The 22814-nt window shown below is 65.5% G+C and carries 21 protein-coding genes; 4 read left to right on the forward strand and 17 right to left on the reverse strand.

The genetic code is table 11. The features are described 5' to 3' along the window. Positions 1 to 22: 22 nt before the first annotated feature. The 3 genes from RBB31_RS17910 to RBB31_RS17920 form a co-directional block, all read right to left on the reverse strand. Positions 23 to 577 (reverse strand): fasciclin domain-containing protein, encoded by a 555-nt coding sequence (locus tag RBB31_RS17910; RefSeq protein ID WP_306130623.1) that lies wholly within the window; start codon positions 575 to 577, stop codon positions 23 to 25. Between the two features lie 105 nt (positions 578 to 682). Continuing rightward, a complete protein-coding gene (locus RBB31_RS17915) occupies positions 683 to 1378 on the reverse strand; it encodes an anti-sigma factor domain-containing protein (RefSeq protein ID WP_306130624.1) in 696 nt (231 codons plus the stop codon). Then, entirely contained in the window at positions 1375 to 1923 is a 549-nt protein-coding gene (locus tag RBB31_RS17920; RefSeq protein ID WP_306130625.1) for a sigma-70 family RNA polymerase sigma factor, read from the reverse strand. The genes RBB31_RS17915 and RBB31_RS17920 overlap by 4 nt, the downstream gene beginning before the upstream one ends. A gap of 141 nt (positions 1924 to 2064) precedes the next feature. Between RBB31_RS17920 and cobS the strand changes: the two genes are divergently transcribed. From cobS to RBB31_RS17935, 3 genes are all read left to right on the forward strand, one after another. Beyond that, positions 2065 to 3051, forward strand: a complete 987-nt coding sequence (gene cobS / locus RBB31_RS17925) for a cobaltochelatase subunit CobS (RefSeq protein WP_306130626.1) — start codon at positions 2065 to 2067, stop codon at positions 3049 to 3051. Between the two features lie 157 nt (positions 3052 to 3208). Next, complete coding sequence (locus RBB31_RS17930; protein WP_306130627.1) at positions 3209 to 4429, forward strand: lytic murein transglycosylase; 1221 nt, start codon at positions 3209 to 3211, stop codon at positions 4427 to 4429. Between the two features lie 207 nt (positions 4430 to 4636). Beyond that, complete coding sequence (locus tag RBB31_RS17935) at positions 4637 to 5278, forward strand: imm11 family protein (protein ID WP_306130628.1); 642 nt, start codon at positions 4637 to 4639, stop codon at positions 5276 to 5278. 40 nt (positions 5279 to 5318) lie between these two features. On the opposite strand, the gene RBB31_RS17940 is transcribed toward RBB31_RS17935, so the two are convergent. After that, positions 5319 to 6983: a chloride channel protein gene (locus tag RBB31_RS17940; RefSeq protein WP_306130685.1), complete on the reverse strand. Its 1665-nt coding sequence runs from the start codon at positions 6981 to 6983 to the stop codon at positions 5319 to 5321. Between the two features lie 135 nt (positions 6984 to 7118). Here RBB31_RS17940 and RBB31_RS17945 point away from each other — a divergent pair, with 135 nt between their 5' ends. Further along, positions 7119 to 8495, forward strand: a complete 1377-nt coding sequence (locus RBB31_RS17945; RefSeq protein WP_306130629.1) for an FAD-binding oxidoreductase — start codon at positions 7119 to 7121, stop codon at positions 8493 to 8495. 108 nt (positions 8496 to 8603) lie between these two features. Here the strand turns inward: RBB31_RS17945 and recN are convergent, their stop codons facing one another. From recN to ftsW, 13 genes are all read right to left on the reverse strand, one after another. Beyond that, on the reverse strand, positions 8604 to 10250 hold the full coding sequence (gene recN / locus RBB31_RS17950) for a DNA repair protein RecN (RefSeq protein WP_306130630.1): 1647 nt from the start codon (positions 10248 to 10250) through the stop codon (positions 8604 to 8606). Between the two features lie 16 nt (positions 10251 to 10266). Beyond that, positions 10267 to 11118, reverse strand: a complete 852-nt coding sequence (locus RBB31_RS17955) for an outer membrane protein assembly factor BamD (RefSeq protein ID WP_306130631.1) — start codon at positions 11116 to 11118, stop codon at positions 10267 to 10269. A gap of 163 nt (positions 11119 to 11281) precedes the next feature. Continuing rightward, positions 11282 to 12205 (reverse strand): UDP-3-O-acyl-N-acetylglucosamine deacetylase, encoded by a 924-nt coding sequence (gene lpxC / locus RBB31_RS17960; protein WP_306130632.1) that lies wholly within the window; start codon positions 12203 to 12205, stop codon positions 11282 to 11284. 223 nt (positions 12206 to 12428) lie between these two features. Continuing rightward, positions 12429 to 14063: a cell division protein FtsZ gene (gene ftsZ, locus RBB31_RS17965; RefSeq protein WP_306130633.1), complete on the reverse strand. Its 1635-nt coding sequence runs from the start codon at positions 14061 to 14063 to the stop codon at positions 12429 to 12431. Positions 14064 to 14242: 179 nt separating this feature from the next. After that, positions 14243 to 15577: a cell division protein FtsA gene (gene ftsA / locus RBB31_RS17970; protein WP_306130634.1), complete on the reverse strand. Its 1335-nt coding sequence runs from the start codon at positions 15575 to 15577 to the stop codon at positions 14243 to 14245. Between the two features lies 1 nt (position 15578). Further along, positions 15579 to 16460, reverse strand: coding sequence for a cell division protein FtsQ/DivIB (locus RBB31_RS17975; RefSeq protein WP_306130635.1), 882 nt, complete (start codon positions 16458 to 16460; stop codon positions 15579 to 15581). Continuing rightward, the gene (locus RBB31_RS17980; RefSeq protein ID WP_306130636.1) at positions 16448 to 17326 is read right to left on the reverse strand and encodes a D-alanine--D-alanine ligase; all 879 of its coding nucleotides are present in this window, start codon (positions 17324 to 17326) and stop codon (positions 16448 to 16450) included. The genes RBB31_RS17975 and RBB31_RS17980 overlap by 13 nt, the downstream gene beginning before the upstream one ends. A 96-nt stretch (positions 17327 to 17422) precedes the next feature. Next, a complete protein-coding gene (gene murB, locus RBB31_RS17985; RefSeq protein WP_306130637.1) occupies positions 17423 to 18355 on the reverse strand; it encodes a UDP-N-acetylmuramate dehydrogenase in 933 nt (310 codons plus the stop codon). 69 nt (positions 18356 to 18424) lie between these two features. After that, complete coding sequence (locus tag RBB31_RS17990) at positions 18425 to 18694, reverse strand: DUF2484 family protein (protein WP_306130638.1); 270 nt, start codon at positions 18692 to 18694, stop codon at positions 18425 to 18427. Further along, positions 18691 to 18942, reverse strand: coding sequence for a DUF2484 family protein (locus RBB31_RS17995; protein WP_306130639.1), 252 nt, complete (start codon positions 18940 to 18942; stop codon positions 18691 to 18693). The genes RBB31_RS17990 and RBB31_RS17995 overlap by 4 nt, the downstream gene beginning before the upstream one ends. A gap of 97 nt (positions 18943 to 19039) precedes the next feature. Continuing rightward, positions 19040 to 20437, reverse strand: coding sequence for a UDP-N-acetylmuramate--L-alanine ligase (gene murC / locus RBB31_RS18000; protein ID WP_306130686.1), 1398 nt, complete (start codon positions 20435 to 20437; stop codon positions 19040 to 19042). Between the two features lie 29 nt (positions 20438 to 20466). Next, entirely contained in the window at positions 20467 to 21570 is a 1104-nt protein-coding gene (locus RBB31_RS18005; RefSeq protein ID WP_306130640.1) for a UDP-N-acetylglucosamine--N-acetylmuramyl-(pentapeptide) pyrophosphoryl-undecaprenol N-acetylglucosamine transferase, read from the reverse strand. After that, on the reverse strand, positions 21567 to 22733 hold the full coding sequence (gene ftsW / locus RBB31_RS18010; RefSeq protein ID WP_306130641.1) for a putative lipid II flippase FtsW: 1167 nt from the start codon (positions 22731 to 22733) through the stop codon (positions 21567 to 21569). Before ftsW ends, RBB31_RS18005 begins: the two co-directional genes overlap by 4 nt. Positions 22734 to 22814 lie beyond the last annotated feature (81 nt).

Raw genomic sequence — 22814 nt, forward strand, 5'->3', positions numbered from 1 at the left:
CGTTCCCCAGCTAGCGAGGTTGTTACTGCCTGGCAGGCAGCATCACCGTGTCGATCACGTGAATCACGCCGTTGGACTGCTCGACATCGGCGATGGTCACGTTCGCCACGCGGCCGCGCTCGTCTTCCAGCATGATGGTGTTGCCCTGGTAGGTGGCCTTCAGCATGCAGCCGCCCACGGTCGGCACCATGTGCGCGCCACCGTCATCGTCGACCATGCCCCTGATCGCCGTCGACATCGCATCAGCCGACACCACGTGGCAGGTCAGGATCTCGGTCAGCTGTTTCTTCGCCGCCGGTTGCAGCAAAGCCTGGACGGAACCTTCCCGCAGCTCGCCAAAGGCGGCGTTTGTCGGCGCGAACACGGTAAACGGGCCGTCACCGGACAGCGTATCGACGAGGTCCGCAGCCTTTACAGCAGTGACCAGGGTGGTGTGATCGGCCGAGTTCACGGCGTTCTCGACGATCGTCCTGTCGGCATACATCGCCGCGCCGCCGACCATCGGATTGTCGGCATGGGCAACGGTCGCGGTGGTCGCGACGGCCGCGGCGGCGGTCATGGATTTCAGGTTAAACATATCTCTACTCCCTAACTTAATGCACTCAAGCCGGGCTTTTTGCCCAACTCACACGCAGTCACGGAAGCGGTGTGCGGAAAGTTTCAGCTGTCTTCGGAAATTTTGTCAGACGTCCTCGAGCGGACCAGTAGCCAGGATGTCGCCCGTCGGCGCCCCGGTGGGCGAGCCGCCCTCGGGTTCATCCGAAATTGCCAAGGTGCTGCCCTGCAACACCTCGATCTGTTCCGGCGTCATCGGCAGACGAATGCGTTCATCGTCGGGCAGCACGCCCAGCGACACCGGCGGGTTCTCCCCAGCGATCAGCCACATCTCGATATCGCGGTCGGGGCGGTCCTGCATACCGCGCCGTTCGACATACATCTCCTGGGTGGTGGCGTCATAGCCGGCCGCCAGGATGATCTCTTCCTCACCTTCGGCCCGCAAATCGGCATGATAGACCGGGTTTTCGGGGGGCTGCACGCCCGTACCAGGCAGGTCCACCACGAAGAAGAGCGCCGCCACCAGCGCCACCGCGGCCAGTCCTGTCAGTCCGAACCACCCGAACAATCCGCGCCGCGCCGGACGTTCGTCCGCGAACAGGCGGCGGTCCAGCGTCGCCTTCACCCGCGCCGGCGGGGTCTCTTCCGGAATCTCCTCGGCCAGCAGGGCGAAATCTTCCGCCCATTGGACGTAAAGCGCGCGCAACGCGGGTTCGGCGCCAAGACGCGCCTCGAAGGCCGCGGCCTCCTCGGCCGACAGCAATCCCAGCGCGTATTCACCCGCCAGGACCACGTCGTCGTCTTTTTCCGGCACCCCGCTCATCGCGACAGGCACTCCCTCAGTTTCAACAGGCTGCGGCGCAGCCAGGTTCGCATCGTGTTCAGCGGCACGTCAAACCGCGCCGCCAGGTCGGCATAGGTCTCTCCGTCAAGATACGCCCCGCGCACGGCCTGCGCGCGGTCGGCCTCGAGCTCGTCAAAGCACCCGTCCAACTTTTTCCGCTCCGAGGCCTGCACGGCCTGCGCCTCCGGCCCCGGTGCGGAATCAGGCATCGCTTCAGCCAGTCCCTCCGGCATCTGCTCGCCCGTCCCCTTGCGCTTGCGCAGCATGTCGATGGCCGCGTTTCGCGCGATGGTGATCAGCCACGTCATGGGGCTGAACCCGCCCGTGCTGTACCGATCGGCGTTGCGCCAGATCTTGACATAGACCTCCTGCAACACCTCTTCGGCCTCGGCCCGGTTGTTCAACACACGCAGGATCACGCCGAATAGTTTCGCAGACGTCGCGGAATAAAGATCGGAAAATGCGCTCCTGTCCTTCAGGGCGCACCGGCCGATAAGGTGTTCAATAGCGTCGAGGTCTTTCATGGAACGCGCATTCCTTTCGAAACCGGAAACTAGGGCAGGCATATGGCGAGCGCCAGTAATTCTTTCCCTTTCCCTTGCCCTTCCCGGCGATATGTTGCACGGAAGGGCGAGCGGAAAACAGACGATTGAAGGACATGCCAGATGGCCGACGGCAACATGGATCACGACATGAAACCGACCGAGGAGCTTTCGGTCCGCGACGTTTTCGGGATCGACACGGACATGGTCATCAAGGGATTCTCCGACAAAAGCGAGCGCGTGCCGGACATCGACAGTACCTACAAGTTCGACCCCGACACGACGCTGGCTATCCTCGCGGGCTTTTCCCACAACCGCCGCGTCATGGTACAGGGCTATCACGGCACCGGCAAATCGACCCATATCGAACAGGTCGCAGCAAGGCTCAACTGGCCCGCCGTGCGCGTCAACCTCGACAGCCACATCAGCCGGATCGACCTGATCGGCAAGGACGCGATCAAGCTGCGCGAAGGCGTGCAGGTGACCGAGTTCCACGAGGGCATCCTGCCCTGGGCGCTGCGCAATCCCGTCGCCATCGTGTTCGACGAATACGATGCGGGCCGCGCCGACGTGATGTTCGTCATCCAGCGCGTGCTGGAACATGACGGCAAGCTGACCCTGCTGGACCAGAACGAGATCATCACGCCCCACCCCTGTTTCCGCCTCTTTGCCACGGCCAACACCGTGGGCCTGGGCGACACCACGGGGCTCTACCACGGCGTGCAACAGATCAACCAGGCACAGATGGACCGCTGGTCGCTCGTGGCCACGCTGAACTATCTCAGCCACGACGCCGAGACCGCCATCGTCATCGCCAAGACCCCCCAGATGAACACCGAGGCCGGGCGCCGCACGATCAGCCAGATGGTCACCGTCGCCGACCTTACCCGGACCGCTTTCATGAACGGCGACCTGTCGACCGTCATGAGCCCCCGGACCGTCATCAACTGGGCCCAGAACAGCCGCATCTTCCGCGATGTAGGCTACGCCTTCCGCCTCACGTTCCTCAACAAGTGCGACGAGCTGGAGCGCCAGACCGTGGCCGAATTCTACCAGCGCTGCTTCGACGAGGAACTGCCCGAAAGCGCGGCGAGCGTAAGTTTGGGTTAACGCGCATCCGTCACCTTCCGGCTTGATCCGAGGATCTCTCCCGCAACGAGATCCCGGATCAAATCCGGGATGCGTTATCTCCTTGTGTAGGGCGGGATTTCATCCCGCCTGCCCCCGCATCTTGCGCCCGGACGGACGATATGAAACCGTCATCCCCATGATCCGCCTCGCCCTCCTGCTCTTGATCCTCGCCCTGCCCGCCTCGGCGCAAGACCGCGCCGCCATAGAACAGCAGTTCCGCAGCTGGCTCGAACAAGACATCTGGCCCGCCGCCCGGGCCAAAGGCGTCTCCCGCGCCACGTTCGAGCGGGCCATGAGTGGCGTCCGCCTCAACTGGGACCTGCCCGACCTCGTCCCGCCGGGGTCCGAGGCCACCACGCCCAAACGCCAGACCCAGTCCGAGTTCGGCGCGCCGGGCCGCTATTTCCGCGGCGTCTCGGGCGACGCCGCCATCGGCCGCGATCTCGCCCGCCGCCACGCATCCACCCTCGCCCGGATCGAGAAACAAACCGGCGTGCCCGGTCGCATCCTGCTGGGCATCTGGGGCCGCGAAAGCGCCTATGGCCGGGCGAAAATCCCCCACAACGTGTTCGAGGTCCTTGGCACCAAGGGTTTCATGGCCACCCGCGCCGCCTATTTCCGCGAGGAACTCATCGCCGCCCTGCAAATCGCCGAGGCCGGCCACGCCAGTGGCCCCTTGCGCAGCTCCTGGGCCGGCGCGCTCGGCCAGCCGCAATTCATGCCGTCCAGCTTTCTGCAATACGCCGCCGACGGCGACGGCGACGGGCGCGCCGATATCTGGGGCTCGGTCCCCGACACGCTGGCCTCGATCGCCAACTACCTCGCCCGCCACGGCTGGGTCGCGGGCCGCGACTGGGGCTTCGAGGTGACCGTACCGGCCTCCGTCTCCTGTTCCCTCGAAGGTCCCGACCAGGGCCGCCCCATCGCGGAATGGGAAGCCATGGGCATCACCCGCGTCTCAAACCGCCCCTTCCCCGCCCATGAACGCAGCGGCGAAGGCTTCCTGATGATGCCCGCCGGGCGCAACGGTCCGGCCTTCGTGGTCACACCCAATTTCTACGTGCTCAAGGACTACAACATGTCCGACCTCTATGCGCTTTATGTCGGCCATGTCGGCGACCGCATCCAGTACGGCGTCGGTGATTTCGCGGCCCCCTGGGGGGCTGTCGGCAAGATGTACCGCTCCGACATCGCCGCCATGCAACGCGCACTCGAGGGCATGGGCCACGACGTTGGCGGCGCCGACGGGCTGCCCGGCTTCAAGACCCGCCGCTCCATCGGCCGCTGGCAAAAGGCGACCGGCCGGCCCGCCACCTGCTTTCCCGAACCGGGGATGAAAGCGCAACTGGTCCGCTAGGCCACACGACTATTCTCAAGCTTCCAGGCCATCAATGATCTGACCGCTTTGCCCTGCAATGTAAGAAGTCACGTCCAGAAATCACTCTACAAACAGAGTATCAACTGTGACAGACATCTTTTCGACAACGTTTCTCTTGCAGCCCAGTGTTCCGGCAGCGGCTTTTGGCGGGGGCGAAGGGAGCGGGCGAGAAGGGGTTAGCTTAGAATGTCGATTTATTGGCTGCAAACTCATACTGATGCTGTCGTAGCGGGGGTTAATTGGTCGGAAACGACAAAACCTCGAATACCCGCAAGTAATCTTGAACGGTGGTTTGCAACGGACGCTGATCGAGCCCCGCTTGGACCTTTTCCCCAAGAAATTCTGGCAAAGATAAATGCGCACTGGGCTCTAAGCCTAGGAAAAATGGATTCCCCTCCCGATACCATCGGTCGACTTAAGTCGGCGCATTTCACCGGCGCCCCGTTCGCCCGCAGACATATCTGTGACGTGTTCGAGATGTATTCGGAAGGCAACTGCCAGATCGTGCCGATCAAGAAACTCTGGTCCTTGAAAGACGATGCAGAAGTAACAGAGCTTTACTTTGTGGCCAATGTCTACAACGCCGCGCCCGTTATCGACTTGGACAAAACCGAAGTGCGAGAGGTCAAGAACCCTAAAATGGGACACCCATTTTCCCCAGCTTCGCGAAGCTTGAACAAAATGTTTGTCCGCAAAGAGAGTTTTGAGGGCCATCACCTGCTTCGGGATGCGGCGACCTCGGTATGGTTCTGCGATGATGTGTTTCGCGAGGCCATCGAAAACGCCACGCCGGGTACATACGCTTTTCGCGACATCAACATCGTTTGAAGCGCTATCGCGCTTAGGCGACCCAAATAGGCACCCGACCTCAGCTATGCTCTTCCGCCGAAACCGCCGTCAGGGCGCGGTTATAGGCCTTCAGCGCGTCGACGTGGAACAGCGCCCCCTGCAATTCGGGCTTGGAATCCTCGCCCGTCAGGGTGACCACCGGGATGAACGCGACGCCCGTGCGCTCGAAGATCGGCATAGCCACGTCCAGCGTCGCGTTGGCGTCGATATAGACCCCGTCCTCGATCAACTCCCAGCAGGCGTCCTCGCGCGCGCTCCGCTCGGCGCCGGTCTCGCGCATCACCCGCCCCGCACGGTACATGGTCAGCAGATAGGCATGGGGCCCGGCCGCCAGCCGCACCCCCCGCCGCTCCAGCTGCGTGAGGAAGAACGAGTGCCGCACCAGTTTCGACGCCAGCGCGGTGGACATCGACACCGCCACCATCACCGCCAGTCCGGTCTGCCAGTCGCCCGTCAGTTCGAACACGATCAGCGTGGTGGATATCGGCGCGCCCAGCACCGCGGCGGCCACCGCCCCCATCCCGGCCAACGCGTAAAGCGTCGGCGCGCCCGACCATTGCGGCAAGAGCGCCGTCGCCACCAGGCCAAAGGCCAGCCCGGTCAGCGCGCCGACCATCAGCGAAGGCGAAAACACCCCGCCGCCCATGCGCCCGCCGATGGTGATCGCCACCGCGATGACCTTGAGGATGCAGAACACCACCGCCTCGTTCCACAGAAGCTTGCCGGTCAGCGCCTTCGAGGTGGTCTCGTACCCCACGCCGATGATATGCGGAAACCCGATCGCCAGCACGCCCAGCATCAGCCCCGCCACCGCGGGGCGCAGCCAGCGCGGCAGACCCGTGCGCGCCTGCACCCGGTCGGCAAAGCCCTCGGCAAAGAAGATCCCCCGAATCAACGCAAAGGCCACGATCCCGCACAGCAGCCCCAGGATCAGGAAGGCGGGCAGTTCCACATAGAATTCCAGCATGCTGGCCACGGGCAGGGCAAACTCGGTGACGTCACCGAATTCCAGCCGGTTGATGACCGTGCCCGCAACCGAGGCGATGACGATCGGCGCAAAGGCATGCAGCGCGAAGTGCCGCAGCACGACCTCCAACGCGAAGAGCGCGCCGGCGATGGGCGCATTGAACGACGCCGACACCGCCGCCGCCACGGCACAGCCCAAAAGGTCGCGGCCGGTGATCCCGTTGGCATTGATCCGGTTGCTGACCCAGGTCGAGATCACGCCGGCCATGTGCACCACCGGCCCTTCGCGCCCCGAAGAGCCGCCCGTGCCCAGCGTGATCATCGACGCCAGCGCCGAGGCCAGGCCGGCCCGCGTTTCCACCCGGCCCTCGTTCAGCGCCGCGCCTTCGATCACGTCGGCCACCGACCGCACACGGCCATCGGGCGTGAAACGGTGCAGGATCGCTCCCACCACCAGCCCGCCGCCCACCGGGATCACCAACACCCAGTACCACGGCAGGGTCGACACCCAGCTGTGCATCAGCGACGGGTCTTCAGAGCCGTACAGCAAAAGCTGCAACGCATTGATGCCCTTGCGGAAGAACAGCGCGGCAAACCCCGCGGCAATGCCGATCCCGAGCGCGATCAGCCAGAACTGGAACTGGCTCGGCCCCTTGTCGCGCAGCACCCGCCACGCGTTCCGGCTGACCCTCCTGGCCCGTCGCGATCCGCGTCGCAACCGGCCCGGACCGACCCCGTGCTGCGCTGTCCCGGTATCGGTCAACTGCTTGCCCCCAACCTTGTGGCGCAGGGCGCTTCCCTGTAGGCACCGCTTCGCATACTGTGCGGCTCTAGGGGAATGCGGGGGTTCGACATGGGTATTAGGGACGCCATTTCAGAGTTATCGCCCGTTTTAGGGCAACGGCTCAGCCTGTCCAAGTCCGATCTGCAAGAGCATGGTCGGAGCGAAACGCATTTTGCGAACGCCCCGCCCGACGCCGTGGCCTATCCCGAAAACACCGACGAGGTGCGCCGGATCGTGCAGGCCTGCGCCCGCCACGGCGTGCCGGTGATCGGCTGGGGCACCGGCACCTCGCTCGAAGGACAGGCCCAGGCCTTCTCGGGCGGGATCTGCGTCGACTTCCAGCGCATGAACCGTATCCTCGAGGTCTCGCAGGGCGACATGGACGTGCGCGTGCAGCCCGGGCTCACCCGCGAGGCGCTGAACGAGGAACTGCGCGCCACGGGCCTTTTCTTTCCGGTCGACCCCGGCGCCAATGCCTCGATCGGCGGCATGACCTCGACCCGCGCCAGCGGCACCACGGCCGTGCGCTATGGCACGATGCGCGACAACGTGCTGGGGCTCGAAGTGGTCACCGCCACTGGCGAGGTCATCCGCACCGGCACCCGCGCCCGCAAGTCCTCTGCCGGCTACGACCTGACGGCGCTGTTCGTGGGCTCCGAGGGCACGCTGGGCCTCATTACCGAGATCACCTTGCGCCTGCAGGGCACGCCCGAGGCGATCTCGGCGGCCGTCTGCGCCTTCGAGTCCGTGGGCGACGCGGTCGAGGCAGTCATGGCCTCCGTGCAGATGGGCCTTCCGCTTGCCCGGATCGAGTTGATGGACACGCAAAGCGTCGAGGCGGTAAATGCCTATTCCGGCGCCGCCCTGCCCGTCTGCCCGCATCTGCTGCTGGAATTCCACGGCTCGGACGCAGGCGTGGCCGAACAGGCCGAAACCTTCGGCGCGCTGGCGCAGGAGTTCGGCGGCAAGGGCTTCGACTGGGCCCGCAAGACCGAGGAGCGCACCGCGCTCTGGGCCATGCGCCACGCCGCCTACCACGCCATCGTCGCTCACAGGCCCGGCACCAAGGCGCTGGTCACGGACATCTGCGTGCCGATCTCGAACCTTGCCCGCGCGCTCGAGGAAACGCGCAGCCACCTGGATGCCCAAGGCATCGAGGGGCCGATCCTCGGCCATGTGGGCGACGGCAATTTCCACGCCATCCTGCAATTCGACCCCGAAGATGCCGCCGACAAGGCCCGCGTGCTGAGCGCCTCGGAACACCTGGTAGAGCTGGCCCTGTCGCTGGGCGGCACCGCGACGGGCGAGCATGGCATCGGCGTGGGCAAGCTGGGCTACATGGAGCGCGAGCACGGCCCCGCCTGGGGCCTCATGGGCACGATCAAGCAGGCGCTCGATCCCGACAACATCATGAATCCCGGCAAGCTGGTGCCGCCGCGGAACTGACGGCGCGGCGCCTGTGACGCCTCAGAGAGGGGGGGGCTGCCCCCCACGGCGAACCTGCGGTTCACCGCTCCCCCCAGGGATATTTCCGGCCAGAGGAAAAGGGGTGGGTCAGCCCGCCATAAGCGCTTCGGCGGCGGCGCGGGCCTCTTCGGTGATGGTCTCGCCCGACAGCATCCGTGCGATCTCGTCGGTGCGGGCGGGGGCATCGAGGGCCGTGACCGTCGACAGGGTCTGCCCCTTGGTGACGCGCTTTTCGACGCGCCAGTGATGCGCGCCCCGTGCGGCCACCTGCGGCGAATGCGTGACCACCAGCACCTGATTGTCCGACGCCAGCCCCGCCAGCCGCCGGCCCACCGCATCGGCGGTGGCCCCGCCCACGCCGCGGTCGATCTCGTCGAATATGAGCGTGAGCCCGCTTTGCCCACCGGTCAGGCAGACCTTGAGGGCCAGCAGGAAGCGGCTCAACTCCCCGCCCGAGGCGATCTTGCCCAAGGGGCCTGCCGGCGCGCCGGGATTGGTGGCCACAGTGAAGGTCACCGCGTCCTGCCCGGTCTCGCCCGGATCGGTTTGGGTCACCTGGGTGGCAAAGACCGCGCGGTCCATCTTCAGCGGGGCCAGCTCTGCCATCACGGCCTTGTCCAGCTTGCCCGCCGCCCTGGCGCGCGCGTCGCTCAGCGCGCCGGCGGCGTCGGCATAGGCCGCGTCGGCCTCGGCAACCGCCGCCTGCAACGCCTTGAGGTCCGCATCCCCCTGTTCAAGACGTGCGACCTGCGCCCGCACGTCCTCGGCAAAGCCGGCCAGCTCGTCCGGCGCCACGCCATGCTTGCGCGCCAGCGCCCGGATCGCGAACAGCCGTTCCTCGGTTTCCTCCAGCTCCAGCGGGTTGAAGGTCAGCGCCTCAAGGCAGTCCTCGACCCCGCTTGCCGCCTCGTCCAGCTCGACCATCGCGCGCGACAGCGCCGCCAGCGCCTCTTCCAGCCGGCCCTCGGCCTTGTCGGCAGCCCCTTCCAGCCAGCGCAGCGCATCCTGTGCCTGCCCCTCGGCCCCGTCGCGCAGGGCCGCCTGCGCTCTGGCGATATCATCGCGGATGCGCTCGGATTGCTGCATCAGGCGGCGGCGGGTATCCAGCTCCGCCTCCTCGCCCGGTTGGGGCGACAACGCGTCCAGTTCCTCGACCGCGTGACGCAGGAACTCTTCCTCGGCGCGCATCTCGGCCAGCTTCGTCTCGGCCTCGTTCAACGCCTTACGCGCCGCGCTGCGCGCCTTCCACGCGATGCGCACCTTGTCGCACTGCCCCGCCAGCCCGCCGAACTCATCGAGCAGGTCGCGGTGCCCCTTCGGGTCCAGCAGGCCCCGGTCGTCATGCTGCCCGTGCAACTCCACCAGCGTGTCCGACAGCGCCCGCAGCACATCCCCCGAACAGCGCCGGTCATTGACCCACGCGGTCTTGCGCCCGTCCCCGGTGTTCACGCGCCGCAAGATCAGCGTGTCCTCCACCGGCAGCCCCGCCTCTTCCAGAACCGCCCGTGCCGCGTGCCCCTCCGGCAGGTCGAACTCGGCCACCACCTCGCCCTGCCCGGCCCCCTGCCGCACCAGCTCGGCCCGGCCGCGCCATCCCAGCACGAAGCCCAGCGAGTCGAGCAGGATCGATTTGCCCGCCCCGGTCTCGCCGGTCAGCACGTTCAGCCCGGGCTGAAACGCAAGCTCCAGCCGGTCGATGATCAGAATGTCGCGAATCTCCAGCGCACGGAGCATTCAAGGCTCCCGCGGGTTATAGCCAGCGTCCGAGGATCGTCTGACGATAGACCTGCCGCAGCCAGCTGTCGCCCACCGCTTCCAGTGTCAGCCCCTGCCCGGTCAACAGCTTGTAGCTGTCCTCGTACCATTCGGTGCTCTTGAAGTTGTGGCCCAGGATCGCCCCCGCCGTGCGCGCCTCGTTCGTCAGGCCCAGCGACAGGTACGCCTCGACCAGCCGGTGCAGCGCCTCCGCGGTGTGGGTCGTGGTCTGGAAATCCTCCACCACCACGCGGAAGCGGTTGATGGCCGAGGTGAAGTGATCGCGCCGCAGGTAATAGCGCCCGATCTCCATTTCCTTGGCCGCCAGATGGTCGAAAGCCAGGTCGAACTTCAGGATCGCCGAGCTGGTGTATTCGCTGTCGGGATACTGTTCGATCACCTGCCGCAGCGATTGCAGCGCCTGGAATGTCAGGCCCTGGTCGCGGCCCACCTCGTCGATCTGGTCGTAATAGCTGAGTGCCAGCAGGTATTGCGCATAGGCCGCGTCGCCGTCGGCGGGATAGAAATCGAGATACCTCTGCGCGGCGGACCGGCTGTTCTCGTAATCCTCGTCCTTGTGATAGGCGAAGGCCTGCATGATCACGGCCCGCTTGGCCCATTCCGAATAGGGGTAGAGCCGCTCGACCTCGGCAAAAAGCTCGGCCGCCAGTTCCGGATCGCCGCGCGCAAGGTCATATTCGGCGCGGCCAAAGATCTGCTCTGCGGTGAACTGTTCGTAATCGACCTCGCCGCGTTCGATGCGCGAGTTCACGCCGCCGCAGCCCGCAAGCATCGTCGAGGCCACGAGGGCCGCTGCCAAACCGATCCCGATTCTGCCGCCTGTCATGCTCGCACGTACCCCCAAAAGCCTGTGCTAAACTTGTGTTCAGGCCTTAAGGCCGCTTGATTTCGCAGGATCATATCCGCATTACCAAGGGCGTCCTAGCACATAATTTTCCGCGGCAAAACGCCTTAGACCCGATTGCCCGTCACAAAGCCCGCGCCTGTGGTCAGGCAACCTCAGAGATCTCGCCCCAATGCACGCCCGCCCCGGGCAGACGCGCGGCGGTTTCGGCGTCGCAGGTCACGATCTCGAACGCATCGGGCCGGGCAAAAAGCGCGCGCAGCAGGTCGTTGGTGATCGCGTGGCCGGCCCGCAGGCCGATGTAATGCCCGAGGATCGGCAGGCCCGCCAGCGCCAGGTCGCCAAGCGCGTCCAGCATTTTGTGCCGCACCGGCTCGTCAGGCTGGCGCAAGCCGCCAGGGCTCAGGACACGGTCGCCGTCGAACACCACGGCGTTCTCGCCTGGATTGCCCCCAAGCGCGAGGCCGTTGGCCTGCATCGCATCGACATCCGCCTTGCGGCAGAAGGTGCGCGCGGTCGACAATTCGCGCACGAAACTGCCGTTCGACATGTTCAGGATCTTCTTCTGCCGCCCGATCGCGGCATCCTCGAACTCGATCGCGAATTCCAGCAACAGCGTGTCATGCGGCACCAGCCGCGCCGACGCGTCGCCTTTTCTCACTTCGACGGGTTTCAGAACCTTCAGCGCCCGCACCGGCGCGTGCTGACGGCGCAGCCCGGTGGACAGGATACCATGCACGAAGGGGGCAGAGCTTCCGTCGAGGATCGGAACCTCGGGGCCATTGACCTCGATCACCGCGTTGTGCACGCCACAGCCCGACAGCGCCGCCATGATGTGCTCGACCGTCGAGACACGCACGCCCGCGGCGTTTTCCAGCAGCGTGCAGAGCGGCGACTGGTTCACCATGTCCCAGCGGGCCGGGATCTCGCAATGGCGCAGTTCGCAATCGATCCGGCGGAAGACGATGCCGCGGTTCGCAGGCGCCGGCAGGATTGTCACACGGGCGAAAGCACCTGAATGCAGGCCGACGCCATCGAACGAAACCGGAGTTTTGACCGTATTCTGCACGTGCTTACCTCAGGCCGATTATCGGCTCATTTAATTCAACTGGGCCACATCTATTGCGCGGGACGCAGATGCTCAATTCACTCTTTGCAACGCGCTGAAACATCAATGTTGCAAGGCTTGGCGAATTTTTGCCGACCGGGGAAAGACCCCGTTCAACCCCCTGTTCCGCAACGCAAAAGGGCCGCGGATCGCGGCCCTTTTACTGGTTGATTTGTTGTCCGGCTCAGTTCGCCTGGCGGCGCAGGAAGGCGGGAATTTCGATCTGGTCGTCCTCTTCCTCGCGCTCGTCACGCACCTCCGGCTGTGGCGCCGTGGCCTGCATCGGAGGTTGCTGGCGCGCCGGGCGCGGCGGTTGCTGTGCGCCTTCCGCGCCGTGGCCCGTCATCCGGTTGATCAGCGAGTTGATACCGAAACGCGGCCTCTCGGCGGCATGTTCCGGGGCCGCTGCTGGTGTCGGCGCCTGCCGCTGGGGCGTGCCGCTGCCACGGTGTTGCACCGCAGCCTGAAGCCGGGCCAGCGCGTCCTGAGACGGGGTGCCCGGCGCAGGCGCCTTCGGCGCAACGAAGGTCTCGGGCTCTTCCGCCTGCGCCACGAAGGTTTCGGGCTCGGGGCGCGGCGTATATGCCGGCGGCGGCACGTCGCGGTCGCTACCCTCGGCGTCGAAAATCTCTTCCATCTGCTCTTCCGCCGCCGCGCGCTGCGCGTCGAAGGCATTAAACAGGCTGGGTTCGTCCGCAGACTCGGTGCTAGCCGCCACGACAGGCTCCGCTGCCGGCTCGACCGTTTCCTCGTAGGTCTCGACCGCCTCGATCTCGACCTCTTCGGCCGGCTTCAGCGGCTCTGCCAGCTTGCGGCGCGGCACCGGGATTTCCTTGCTTTCGTCGCTGGCGTCGATGCCGGTGGCCACGACCGACACGCGCATGAAGCCTTCCATCGTCGGATCCAGCGTGCTGCCCACGATGATGTTGGCGTCGGCGTCCACTTCCTCGCGGATGCGGTTGGCCGCTTCGTCCAGTTCGAACAGCGTCAGGTCGTGCCCGCCGGTGATGTTGATAAGGACACCTTTCGCCCCGCGCAGGCTGATCTCGTCCAGCAGCGGGTTCGCTATCGCCTTCTCGGCAGCCTGGATGGCGCGCTCTTCGCCGTCGTCCTCGCCGGTGCCCATCATCGCCTTGCCCATCTCGTCCATCACCGCGCGAACGTCGGCAAAGTCGAGGTTGATCAGGCCCGGGCGCACCATCAGGTCGGTCACGCCCTTCACACCCTGGTACAGAACGTCGTCGGCCATCGAGAACGCCTCGGTGAAGGTCGTCTTCTCGTTCGCGAGGCGGAACAGGTTCTGGTTCGGGATGATGATCAGCGTGTCGACCATCTTTTGCAGCGTGTCGACGCCTTCCTCGGCCTGGCGCATCCGCTTGGCGCCTTCGAACTGGAAAGGTTTCGTGACGACACCGACGGTTAGCACGCCAAGTTCACGCGCTGCCTGAGCGATGATCGGGGCCGCGCCGGTGCCCGTGCCTCCGCCCATCCCGGCGGTGATGAAGCACATGTGCGCGCCGGCCAGCTGGTCGACGATCTGCTCGATGTTCTCTTCGGCGGCTGCGGCACCCACGGCGGCTTTCGCGCCGGCGCCCAGCCCTTCGGTGACTTTCACACCCAGCTGGATCCGGTTCGGCGCGTTGCTCTGGGACAGCGCCTGCGCATCGGTGTTGGCGACGACGAAATCGACGCCTTCCAGCTGTTTCTCGATCATGTTGTTGACGGCGTTGCCGCCTGCCCCGCCGACACCGAAAACGGTGATGCGCGGCTTGAGTTCCTGGTCCTGTCCCTGACCTGGCATGCTGAGGTTAAGTGTCATAGCTCCGCCTTCTTTGCCTGCTGTTGTGCCCGCCTCGCGCAGGCTTGATCCGCCTAAATTGTATTAACAGTACCGTCCCGGCGCCCTTACGTCACCCAAAAAACACGAAAATACCACAAAATATGGGTCTTTTTTCGCGCTTTCACGCGGGATTTCGCCGAAACCCCCAGATTTTGCGATCACCAGTTGTCCTTGAACCATTTTACCGCCCTTTTCAGGGATCGTGCCGGGTAGCGATCCACCGGAATCTCGAAGTCCCACCATTCGTCCTGGGGATTCGCCGCAAACAGGCACATCCCCACGGCGCTGGCAAAGCCCGCCCCCGTCGCCGCCTGCGGCAAGCCGTGCACCCGCAGGGGCCGTCCCAGCCGCACCTGCTGTCCCAGGATGCGCGTCGCCAGCCCGTCCAGTCCGGGGATCTGGCTGCCGCCGCCGGTCAGCACGATCTGCTGGCTGGGAAGATGCTGGAACCCGGCGGCATCCAGCCGCGCGCGCACCTCTTCCAGGATCTCCTCGACCCGCGGGCGCATGATGCCGATCAGTTCCGCGCGGCTTACCGTCCGCCTGTCATGTTCCCAGTCGCCAGTCTCGCCGCCAATCTCGATTATATCGCGGTCGTCCATGCCCGTGGCCACCACGCCGCCGTAGAATGTCTTGATCCGCTCCGCGGTGGCGTGCGGCACCTGCAACCCCATCGAGATGTCGCCGGTGACGTGCTCGCCACCGATCCGCACGGAGTCGGCATAGATCATGTGTTTCTTCATGAAGATCGACACGCCCGCGCTTCCGCCGCCCATGTCGATGCAGGCCGCGCCCAGCTCCTGCTCGTCCTCGACCAGCGCCGAGATGCCCGACACGTAGGCCGAACTGGCCAGCCCCGCCAGCTCAAGGTCGCAGCGCTTGACGCAATGCGCCAGGTTCTGGATCGCCGTGCCATCGACCGTCAACATGTGCATGTCCACCGCCAGGTCCTGCCCCAGCTGCCCCCGCGGGTCGCTGAGGCCCGAGCGGTGGTCCAGCGCGAAATTCACCGGCTGGGCGTGCAGCACCTCGCGACCCTCGCCGAAATCGGGCACGTCACAGGACGACAGCACCCGGCTGATGTCCTGCTCGGACACGGTGCTGGCTTCCAGCGACACCTGCCCGGCCAGCCCATAGCTGCGCGGCTCGGCACCCGAGAAACAGGCGATCACGTGATCGACCCGGATATTGGCCATCTTCTGCGCGGCCTGCAGGGCTGTGCGAATGGCCCGCTCGGTCTCGGTCATCGTGGTGATCTCGCCATAGCGCACGCCCCGCGACCGCGTCGTGGCCGCCCCGATCACACGAAACCCGGCCTGGCCCGCCAACGCGCCCACACCCTCGGTTTCACGCAGCCGGTCGCTGCCGTCGAAGCGCAGCACGAGGCAGGCGATCTTGGACGTGCCCACGTCTAGAACCGCCACGACACCGCGCTGCATCGCCGCCCGGCGCATGTTCCGCATCGCCCTTTGCGATTCATAAAGCTCGATCATGTCACTCTTCCGCCCCTACGGTCATTTTTGTCACGCGCCACCATTCGGACACCGCGTTTTCGTTCATTCTTATGGTCGGCCGGGAGGCCAGGCGCATGTCCACCGCCGCAAGGTCACGCTCCAGCATGTCCTGCACCTCGGCCAAGACGATCACCCGCTCCAGCGCCCGCACCGGATCGGTCTCGGGCAGCAGGATGCGCTGGCCGCGGTCCAGCACCACGTCCCACCGCCGCTCGCCCATGCGCACCAGCCCGCGCAGCCGCGACCGCAGCGGCGCCGCCGCCTGCAGGATCGCCATCGCCTCGGGGACGGCGTCGGTCGCGCCTTTGCCGGCAATCACGGGCAGATCGGCGCGGTCGGCGCGCTGCATGATATCGCCGATCACCACGCCTTCGATGTCCACCACGCCCAAGCCATCGCGCGACCGCCAGATCGCCACCGGCTGGCGCTCTTGCACATACGCCACCAGCACGCCGCCCTGCCGCACCCGGACGGACGCACTGGCAACCGCCGGCAGACCGGCAATTGACAGGCGCACCGCGTCCAGGTCGATGTCGAACGAACTGGCCGGCAGGTCATGTGGGAAGATCTCGCGGATATCCTCCTCGACCGTCGCGCTCGCGCCTTCCACCGCCAGCAGGTTCACCATGAACTCCGGCCGTGTCTCGATCTGCTCGCGCAGATCGATCACCGCCAGTGCGATCGCTTCGCGCCGCTCGGGGTTGGAAAAATACGCCGTGCCGAGGCCGATGATCAGGCAGAACGGCACCCCCACCCGCAACAGCTTGCGGAAAAGCGGCGTCAGCATCAGCCGCTGATAGCGGTACGACCACCGCGACGGCGCCGGATCGGCCTTGGGCTCCAATGGTTTCACCTGTTGCATGACGCGTCCTTCACCAGCCAGTCGCACAATTGCGGAAAGCTCATGCCCGCCGCCTGCGCCTGCTCGGGGCTCAGCGAGGTCGGAGTCATTCCGGGCTGGGTATTGGTCTCCAGCAGGATCAGCCCCTCCAGCCCCTTCGCCTCGTCCCAGCGGAAATCCGTGCGGCTCAGCCCGCGGCATCCCAGCACCGCGTGGGCGCGCAGCGCATAATCCTCGCAGGCATCGGCAATTTTCTGAGGAATGTCGGCCGGGATCACGTGCCGCGACCCACCGGCGGCGTATTTCGCGTGATAATCGTACCAGCCATCGGTGATGATATCCGTCACCCCCAGCGCCCGGTCGCCGATCACCGAGGTCGTCAGTTCGCGCCCAGGCGCGAACGCTTCGACCATCACGGTTTGCGGCATGTCCTCGGACAGTTGCGGCGGCGCGTTCGCGGCCTCGTGCACGATATAGACGCCCACCGACGAGCCCTCGTTATTGGGCTTCACCACGTAAGGGGGCGGCATCACATGCGCCTTTCCCACCTCGTCCTTGTCCACGATGACGCTGTTGACCACCGGCAGGCCCGCGGCACGATAGGCCGCCTTGGTCCGCTGCTTGTCCAGCGCCAGCGCCGAGGCCAGAACGCCCGAATGGGTATAGGGGATCTGCATCCACTCCAGCATCCCCTGCACGCAGCCATCCTCGCCCCAGCGGCCATGCAGGGCGTTGAACACCACGTCGGGTTTGAGATCGGCCAGAACCACGGCAAGGTCGCGGCCGGCATCGACCTCGACCACCTCATAGCCTGCCTCCCGGAGTGCTGCGGCGCATTCCTGTCCTGACGAAAGCGACACCTCGCGCTCGGCCGAGGGGCCACCCATAATCACCGCAACAGTCGGGGCGTTTCCGCTCGAAGAAACCACCTTACTGCCTCAATGTCCCGGGTCGTTATCGACCCTTGTTTTATTGTGTCCGCCTCAATCCGCGGGAGGGGCCGTTTCGCCGACCCTCATGATTTCCCAATGTAACTCTATTCCGCTGTCTTGGAAAACCTTTTTTCGCACCTCCTCGCCCAAACCTTCCAGGTCCGCCGCCGTGGCGCCCCCGGTGTTGATCAGGAAGTTCGAATGCTTCTCGCTCATCTGCGCCCCGCCCCGCGCGGCGCCGCGCATCCCGGCGTTGTCGATCACCTTCCACGCCTTCAACTCGTGGGTGTCGTCGGCCCGCCCGGTGCTGGAAAACCCGGCCGGATTGCGAAACGTGCTTCCGGCCGTCCGGTCCTTGGTCGGCTGCGTCTCGTCGCGCTTTTTCAGCTGCGTCGCCATCCGCGAAGCCAGTTCGTCGGGATCACCCTTTCCGCCCTCGAACGTGGCGCGTGTGATCACCCAGCCCTCGGGCAGATCGGTCTGGCGGTACTGGAACTTCAGGTCCTCGGCGGTCAGCGTCACCACCTCGCCCGCCCGGCTCACAGCCTCGGCCTCGACGAAATGGTCCGCCACGTAGCTGCCATAGCATCCCGCGTTCATCCGCACAGCCCCGCCGATGGCACCGGGGATGGTGCGCAGAAAGGTCAGGTCCACCCCCGCCTCGCCCGCGCGCCGGGCCACATGCGCATCCAGCGCCGCCGCCCCGGCGGTGACGCGCGTGCCGTCCACCTCGATGGCATTGAACCCGCGCCCCAGGCGGATCACCACGGCGCGCAAGCCCCCGTCCCGCACGATCAGGTTGCTGCCAACCCCCATCGGAAAGACCGGCATTCCGGCTGGCAGATCGCGCAGGAACGCGGCCAGATCCTCAAGGTCCGCCGGCTGAAACAGCCAATCCGCCGGCCCGCCCACGCGCAGCCATGTCAGATCGGCCAGCATGCGCTTCTCGCTCAGACGGCCACGGGGTTGGGGAAGATCATTCATGCGCCAGCTTGTGCCCGATTACGCCCCGAACCGAAAGGCGGACATTATGCTTTTTCTTGCCGGAAATACTCACTTCCCACCGCCGTCCGCATTCCCTCCGGCGACCCGGCGCGCCCACCGGCCCAGATAGATGACCGGCCAGCGCAACAGGCTCATCCCCGCGGCCAGCACCAACAGCCCCACCCAGGGCCCGTTCTGCCAGGTCACGTAGCCCAGCAGCGGAATGCCCATGGCGATCAGCACATAGGCCCGGCGCCAATGGTTGTCGCGGCTGGGGATCATCGCCAGCAAATTCGCGGCAACGGCCCAGATAAAGAACAGGACCAGGGACATGCTCATTTAGGTACCTCCGGTTTTTCCCCCGCCAGACGCCGCGTGAAATAGCGCAGCGGATTGCGAAACATCGACAAAAACGCGAGCACCGCCAGCGCGGCGGGGATGACCCCGTGATCCCGCCCGATCAGCCAGATCAGCACCGGCGCCAGAGCCAGCAGAAAGATCCCCGGCGCGTATTGATGCCGCATCGGCAACATCGCCACCAGCGTGCCCGCGATCACCCAGAGACAGCACAGGACAACAAGTGTCATGACCGACCTCCGGGGTACGTTTTTCGCGCGAAAAACGTACCGGAAAATGCGCATTTTCCGGCCCGGAATTTTCCGAGAATTCCGGCCACCGCCACCATCAAACCTTCAGCTTTTCCGGCAACCCGTTCGCCCAGCCGCTGATCGTACCCGCGCCCAGACACACCACCATGTCGCCCGGTTTCGCCTGTTCGCGCACAAGCCGCACAAGGTCGTCCTCGCCCAGGATCGCCCGCGCGTGCCGGTGGCCATGGGCAATCAGTCCTGCCACCAGATCGTCGCGCGTGGCCCCGTCGATCGGGTCCTCGCCGGCGGCATAGACTTCGGCGATGGCGACCACGTCGGCATCGTTGAAGCACGCACAGAAATCGTCGAAAAGCGAATGCAGGCGGGAATACCGGTGCGGCTGATGCACCGCGATGATCCGTCCCTTGGTGGCCTGCCGCGCCGCCTTCAGCACGGCGGCGATCTCCACCGGGTGGTGGCCGTAATCGTCGATGATGGTCACCCCGTCCACCTCGCCCACGCGGGTAAATCGACGGTTCACGCCGCCGAACGCCGCCAGCGCCTCGCGGATCTCGTCCAGCTTCATGCCAAGCGATCGCGCCACGGCCACCGCGCTCAGCGCATTCGACACGTTATGGTCGCCCGGCATCGGCAGGGTGCAGCCTTCGATCACCTTGCCCTCGGCCTGCAACGCCACGTCGAAATGCGCCACGCCGGCCTCGTAGGTCAGGTTCATCGCCCGCACGTCGGCCTGCGCGTTGAATCCGAAGGTAATCACCCTCCGGTCGCTGATCTTGCCAACGAGAGTCTGCACGTCCGGATCATCGGTGCAGCAGATCGCCAGGCCATAAAACGGAATGTTCGACACGAAATCGAGGAACCCCTGGTGCAGCGCCTCTTCCGTGCCCCAATGCTCCATGTGCTCGGGGTCGATATTGGTCACGATGGCAATGGTCGCGGGCAGGCGGTTGAAGGTGCCGTCGCTCTCGTCGGCCTCCACCACCATCCACTCGCCCTGCCCCACGCGCGCGTTCGAGCCGTAAGCGTGAATGATCCCGCCATTGATCACCGTGGGGTCGTACTTGCCATGGTCCAACAGCGCCGCGACCATCGTCGTGGTCGTGGTCTTGCCATGTGTCCCCGCCACCGCCACGTTCGATTTCAGCCGCATCAGCTCGGCCAGCATCTCGGCCCGGCGCACCACCGGCAATCCGCGCCGCCGCGCCTCGTCCAGTTCGGCATTGCCCGGCTTGATTGCCGACGAGATCACCACCACCTGCGCGTCGTCCAGGTTCGACGCCGCCTGGCCCTCGAAAATCGTCGCGCCGGCCTTTTCCAGCCGGTCGGTGATCTTCGACGTCTTCAGGTCCGATCCCTGCACGGTATAGCCATGGTTGAGCAGCACCTCGGCAATGCCCGACATGCCGATCCCCCCGATGCCCACGAAATGAATGGGGCCCACGTCGCCCGGAAGTTTCAATGCCGCGTTCATCGGTTTGGCTCCTTCGAATGAAAGGTCCCTCATGACTGTCTGCTCCGTGCCAGTTCTTCTGTTATATCCGCAAGCGCCTGCGCCGCATCCGGCATGCCCACGCTCAGCGCCGCCCGTGACATCTGCAAGGCGCCATCGGGATTCGTCAGCACCGAGGCTATCTGCTCCGAAAGTGCGTCGACCTCAAGCCGCGATTCCGGGATCACGATCGCGCCCCCGGCCTTGGACAGTCCCTTGGCATTGGCCGCCTGGTGGTCTTCCGTGGCGGCGGCAAAGGGGATCAGGATCGCGGGCCGTCCGATGACCGAGATGTCGGCCACCGAAGACGCCCCCGCCCGGCTGATCACCAGCTGCGCCTCGGACATCCGCGCCGGCACGTCGCGGAAGAACGGCTGCACGTCGGCATCGATCCCGTTCTCGGCATATAGCTTCGCCACCCGTTCGGCATCCTCGTCGCGCGCCTGGTGGCTGACGCGGATGTTGCGCAGCACGTCCATCGGCAGGTTGGCGATTGCGGGCGGCACCACGTCGCTCAGGATGCGCGCGCCCTGGCTGCCGCCGATCACCAGGATCGACATCGGGTAATCGCCCGGCGGAATGTATCCCGCGCCCGCGCGCTCACGCACCGCCAGCCGCACCGGGTTGCCCACATGCGTGCCCTCCACACCCTCGGGCAAGGCCGTGGGCCACGTTCCGCACAGCACCTTGTCGACACGCTTGGCGAACAGCTTGTTCACCCGCCCCAGCACGCCGTTCTGTTCGTGGATCATGCGGGGCCGCCGCAGGATCATCGCCGCGCTCAGCGCCGGGATCGTCGGATACCCGCCGAAGCCCACAACAACGGCGGGCCTGTCGCGCAGCATCCGCAACGTCGCGCCCAGCACACCGCCAAGGATGTGAAACGGCGCCACCAGCTTGTTGAAAATTCCGCCCCGGGCAAAGGTCGCGCTCGCCACCTGCTCGATCTCGACCGAATGCGGAAAGCCGCCGGTATAGCGCGCGCCCCGCGCATCGGTCGACAGCTTCACCCGCCAGCCCCGCCGCAGCATCGCCTCGGCCAGGCTCTGCGCGGGAAACATGTGCCCACCCGTGCCGCCCGCCGCGATCACCAGAAGGGGGGAACGTTCGCTCATCTCGGACGCGCCCTCAGGATGTCGTTGATCTCGCCCTGCGGACGGCTGCGGGTAAAGGCGAACAGCATCCCCACCGCGATCCCCGTCGCGATCAGCGACGAGCCGCCATAGCTCACGAATGGCAGGGTCATACCCTTGGCCGGCAACAGCCGCACAGCGACGCCCATGTTGATCATCGCCTGCACGCCGAACATCGCCACAAGGCCCGTGCCCGCCAGCCGGATGAACGGATCGCGCTCGCGCATCAGGCGGCTCAGCGACCGCACCACGATACTGGCGTAAAGCACGATGATCGCCAGCACCAGGATCAGCCCGTATTCCTCGGCCGCCACGGCGATGATGAAATCCGTATGCGCGTCGGGCAGCGACCATTTCACCGACCCCTCGCCCACGCCCACGCCGAAAAACCCGCCCTCGCGGATCGCGTTGGTGGCAAAGCCCAGCTGCGTATTGGGGTCCACGTCCGGGCTCAGGAACCCGTCGATCCGCCGCGCGAAGTGTTCCGAATTGGAGTAGGCCAGCGAGCCCGCGAACACCACGATCCCCGCGATCAGCACCAGCAGCACGATCGGCGCCCCGGCCACGAAATACATCACGCCCCAGCCGAAGAGCACCAGGCACGCCTGCCCGAAATCCGGCTGCATCGCAAGCAGGGCCACGATGATCACCGCCAGGACAAAGCTCAGCCGCACCCCCGGCGGTCCGTTGATCTCCTTGCTCGCGGCCAGCATCCAGGCGGTCACCACCACGAAACCGGGTTTCAGGAATTCAGAGGGTTGCAGGCTGGCGAACCCGAGGCTGTACCACCGCACCGCCCCTTTGCCGAAATCCGTGCCGAAAAACGGCAGCATCGCCATCGCGAGGAACGCCACGACGAAGCCCAGCACCGACAACCGCCGCACCAGTAGCGGGCTCATCATCGACGTCAGCAGCATCGCCCCCAATGCCATGAAGCCGAAGGCCGCTTGCCGTTTCACGTAATGAAACTGCTCGAACCCGTTCTTTTCCGCCAGCGGCACCGAGGCCGCCAGCCCCAGCAGAAGCCCGATCCCGAACAGGATCAGCACGCAGGAAATCGACCACTTGTCGAGGGTCCGCCACCATTTGGGGAGGATCGGTTCGCCGCCCTGCACGGGGGCCGCACCATACACCATTTCTGTCATTTGAATCCGCCGAACACTGCCTCTTGCCCCTCTTTTGCCGGGGGCGTTCGGTCCAGTATAGCAGCAGTTTTGCCCGGTGGG

Source organism: Roseovarius sp. MMSF_3350, assembly GCF_030733425.1.
GTDB lineage: Bacteria > Pseudomonadota > Alphaproteobacteria > Rhodobacterales > Rhodobacteraceae > Roseovarius.

What these genes read in the sequence shown, in the direction of transcription:
- RBB31_RS17910 (WP_306130623.1), bottom strand. Translation starts at nt 577, where the DNA reads ATGTTTAACCTGAAATCCATGACCGCCGCCGCGGCCGTCGCGACCACC.
- RBB31_RS17915 (WP_306130624.1), bottom strand. Translation starts at nt 1,378, where the DNA reads ATGAGCGGGGTGCCGGAAAAAGACGACGACGTGGTCCTGGCGGGTGAA.
- RBB31_RS17920 (WP_306130625.1), bottom strand. Translation starts at nt 1,923, where the DNA reads ATGAAAGACCTCGACGCTATTGAACACCTTATCGGCCGGTGCGCCCTG.
- cobS (WP_306130626.1), top strand. Translation starts at nt 2,065, where the DNA reads ATGGCCGACGGCAACATGGATCACGACATGAAACCGACCGAGGAGCTT.
- RBB31_RS17930 (WP_306130627.1), top strand. Translation starts at nt 3,209, where the DNA reads ATGATCCGCCTCGCCCTCCTGCTCTTGATCCTCGCCCTGCCCGCCTCG.
- RBB31_RS17935 (WP_306130628.1), top strand. Translation starts at nt 4,637, where the DNA reads ATGTCGATTTATTGGCTGCAAACTCATACTGATGCTGTCGTAGCGGGG.
- RBB31_RS17945 (WP_306130629.1), top strand. Translation starts at nt 7,119, where the DNA reads ATGGGTATTAGGGACGCCATTTCAGAGTTATCGCCCGTTTTAGGGCAA.
- recN (WP_306130630.1), bottom strand. Translation starts at nt 10,250, where the DNA reads ATGCTCCGTGCGCTGGAGATTCGCGACATTCTGATCATCGACCGGCTG.
- RBB31_RS17955 (WP_306130631.1), bottom strand. Translation starts at nt 11,118, where the DNA reads ATGACAGGCGGCAGAATCGGGATCGGTTTGGCAGCGGCCCTCGTGGCC.
- ftsZ (WP_306130633.1), bottom strand. Translation starts at nt 14,063, where the DNA reads ATGACACTTAACCTCAGCATGCCAGGTCAGGGACAGGACCAGGAACTC.
- ftsA (WP_306130634.1), bottom strand. Translation starts at nt 15,577, where the DNA reads ATGATCGAGCTTTATGAATCGCAAAGGGCGATGCGGAACATGCGCCGG.
- RBB31_RS17975 (WP_306130635.1), bottom strand. Translation starts at nt 16,460, where the DNA reads ATGCAACAGGTGAAACCATTGGAGCCCAAGGCCGATCCGGCGCCGTCG.
- RBB31_RS17980 (WP_306130636.1), bottom strand. Translation starts at nt 17,326, where the DNA reads ATGGGTGGCCCCTCGGCCGAGCGCGAGGTGTCGCTTTCGTCAGGACAG.
- murB (WP_306130637.1), bottom strand. Translation starts at nt 18,355, where the DNA reads ATGAATGATCTTCCCCAACCCCGTGGCCGTCTGAGCGAGAAGCGCATG.
- RBB31_RS17990 (WP_306130638.1), bottom strand. Translation starts at nt 18,694, where the DNA reads ATGAGCATGTCCCTGGTCCTGTTCTTTATCTGGGCCGTTGCCGCGAAT.
- RBB31_RS17995 (WP_306130639.1), bottom strand. Translation starts at nt 18,942, where the DNA reads ATGACACTTGTTGTCCTGTGCTGTCTCTGGGTGATCGCGGGCACGCTG.
- murC (WP_306130686.1), bottom strand. Translation starts at nt 20,437, where the DNA reads ATGAACGCGGCATTGAAACTTCCGGGCGACGTGGGCCCCATTCATTTC.
- RBB31_RS18005 (WP_306130640.1), bottom strand. Translation starts at nt 21,570, where the DNA reads ATGAGCGAACGTTCCCCCCTTCTGGTGATCGCGGCGGGCGGCACGGGT.
- ftsW (WP_306130641.1), bottom strand. Translation starts at nt 22,733, where the DNA reads ATGACAGAAATGGTGTATGGTGCGGCCCCCGTGCAGGGCGGCGAACCG.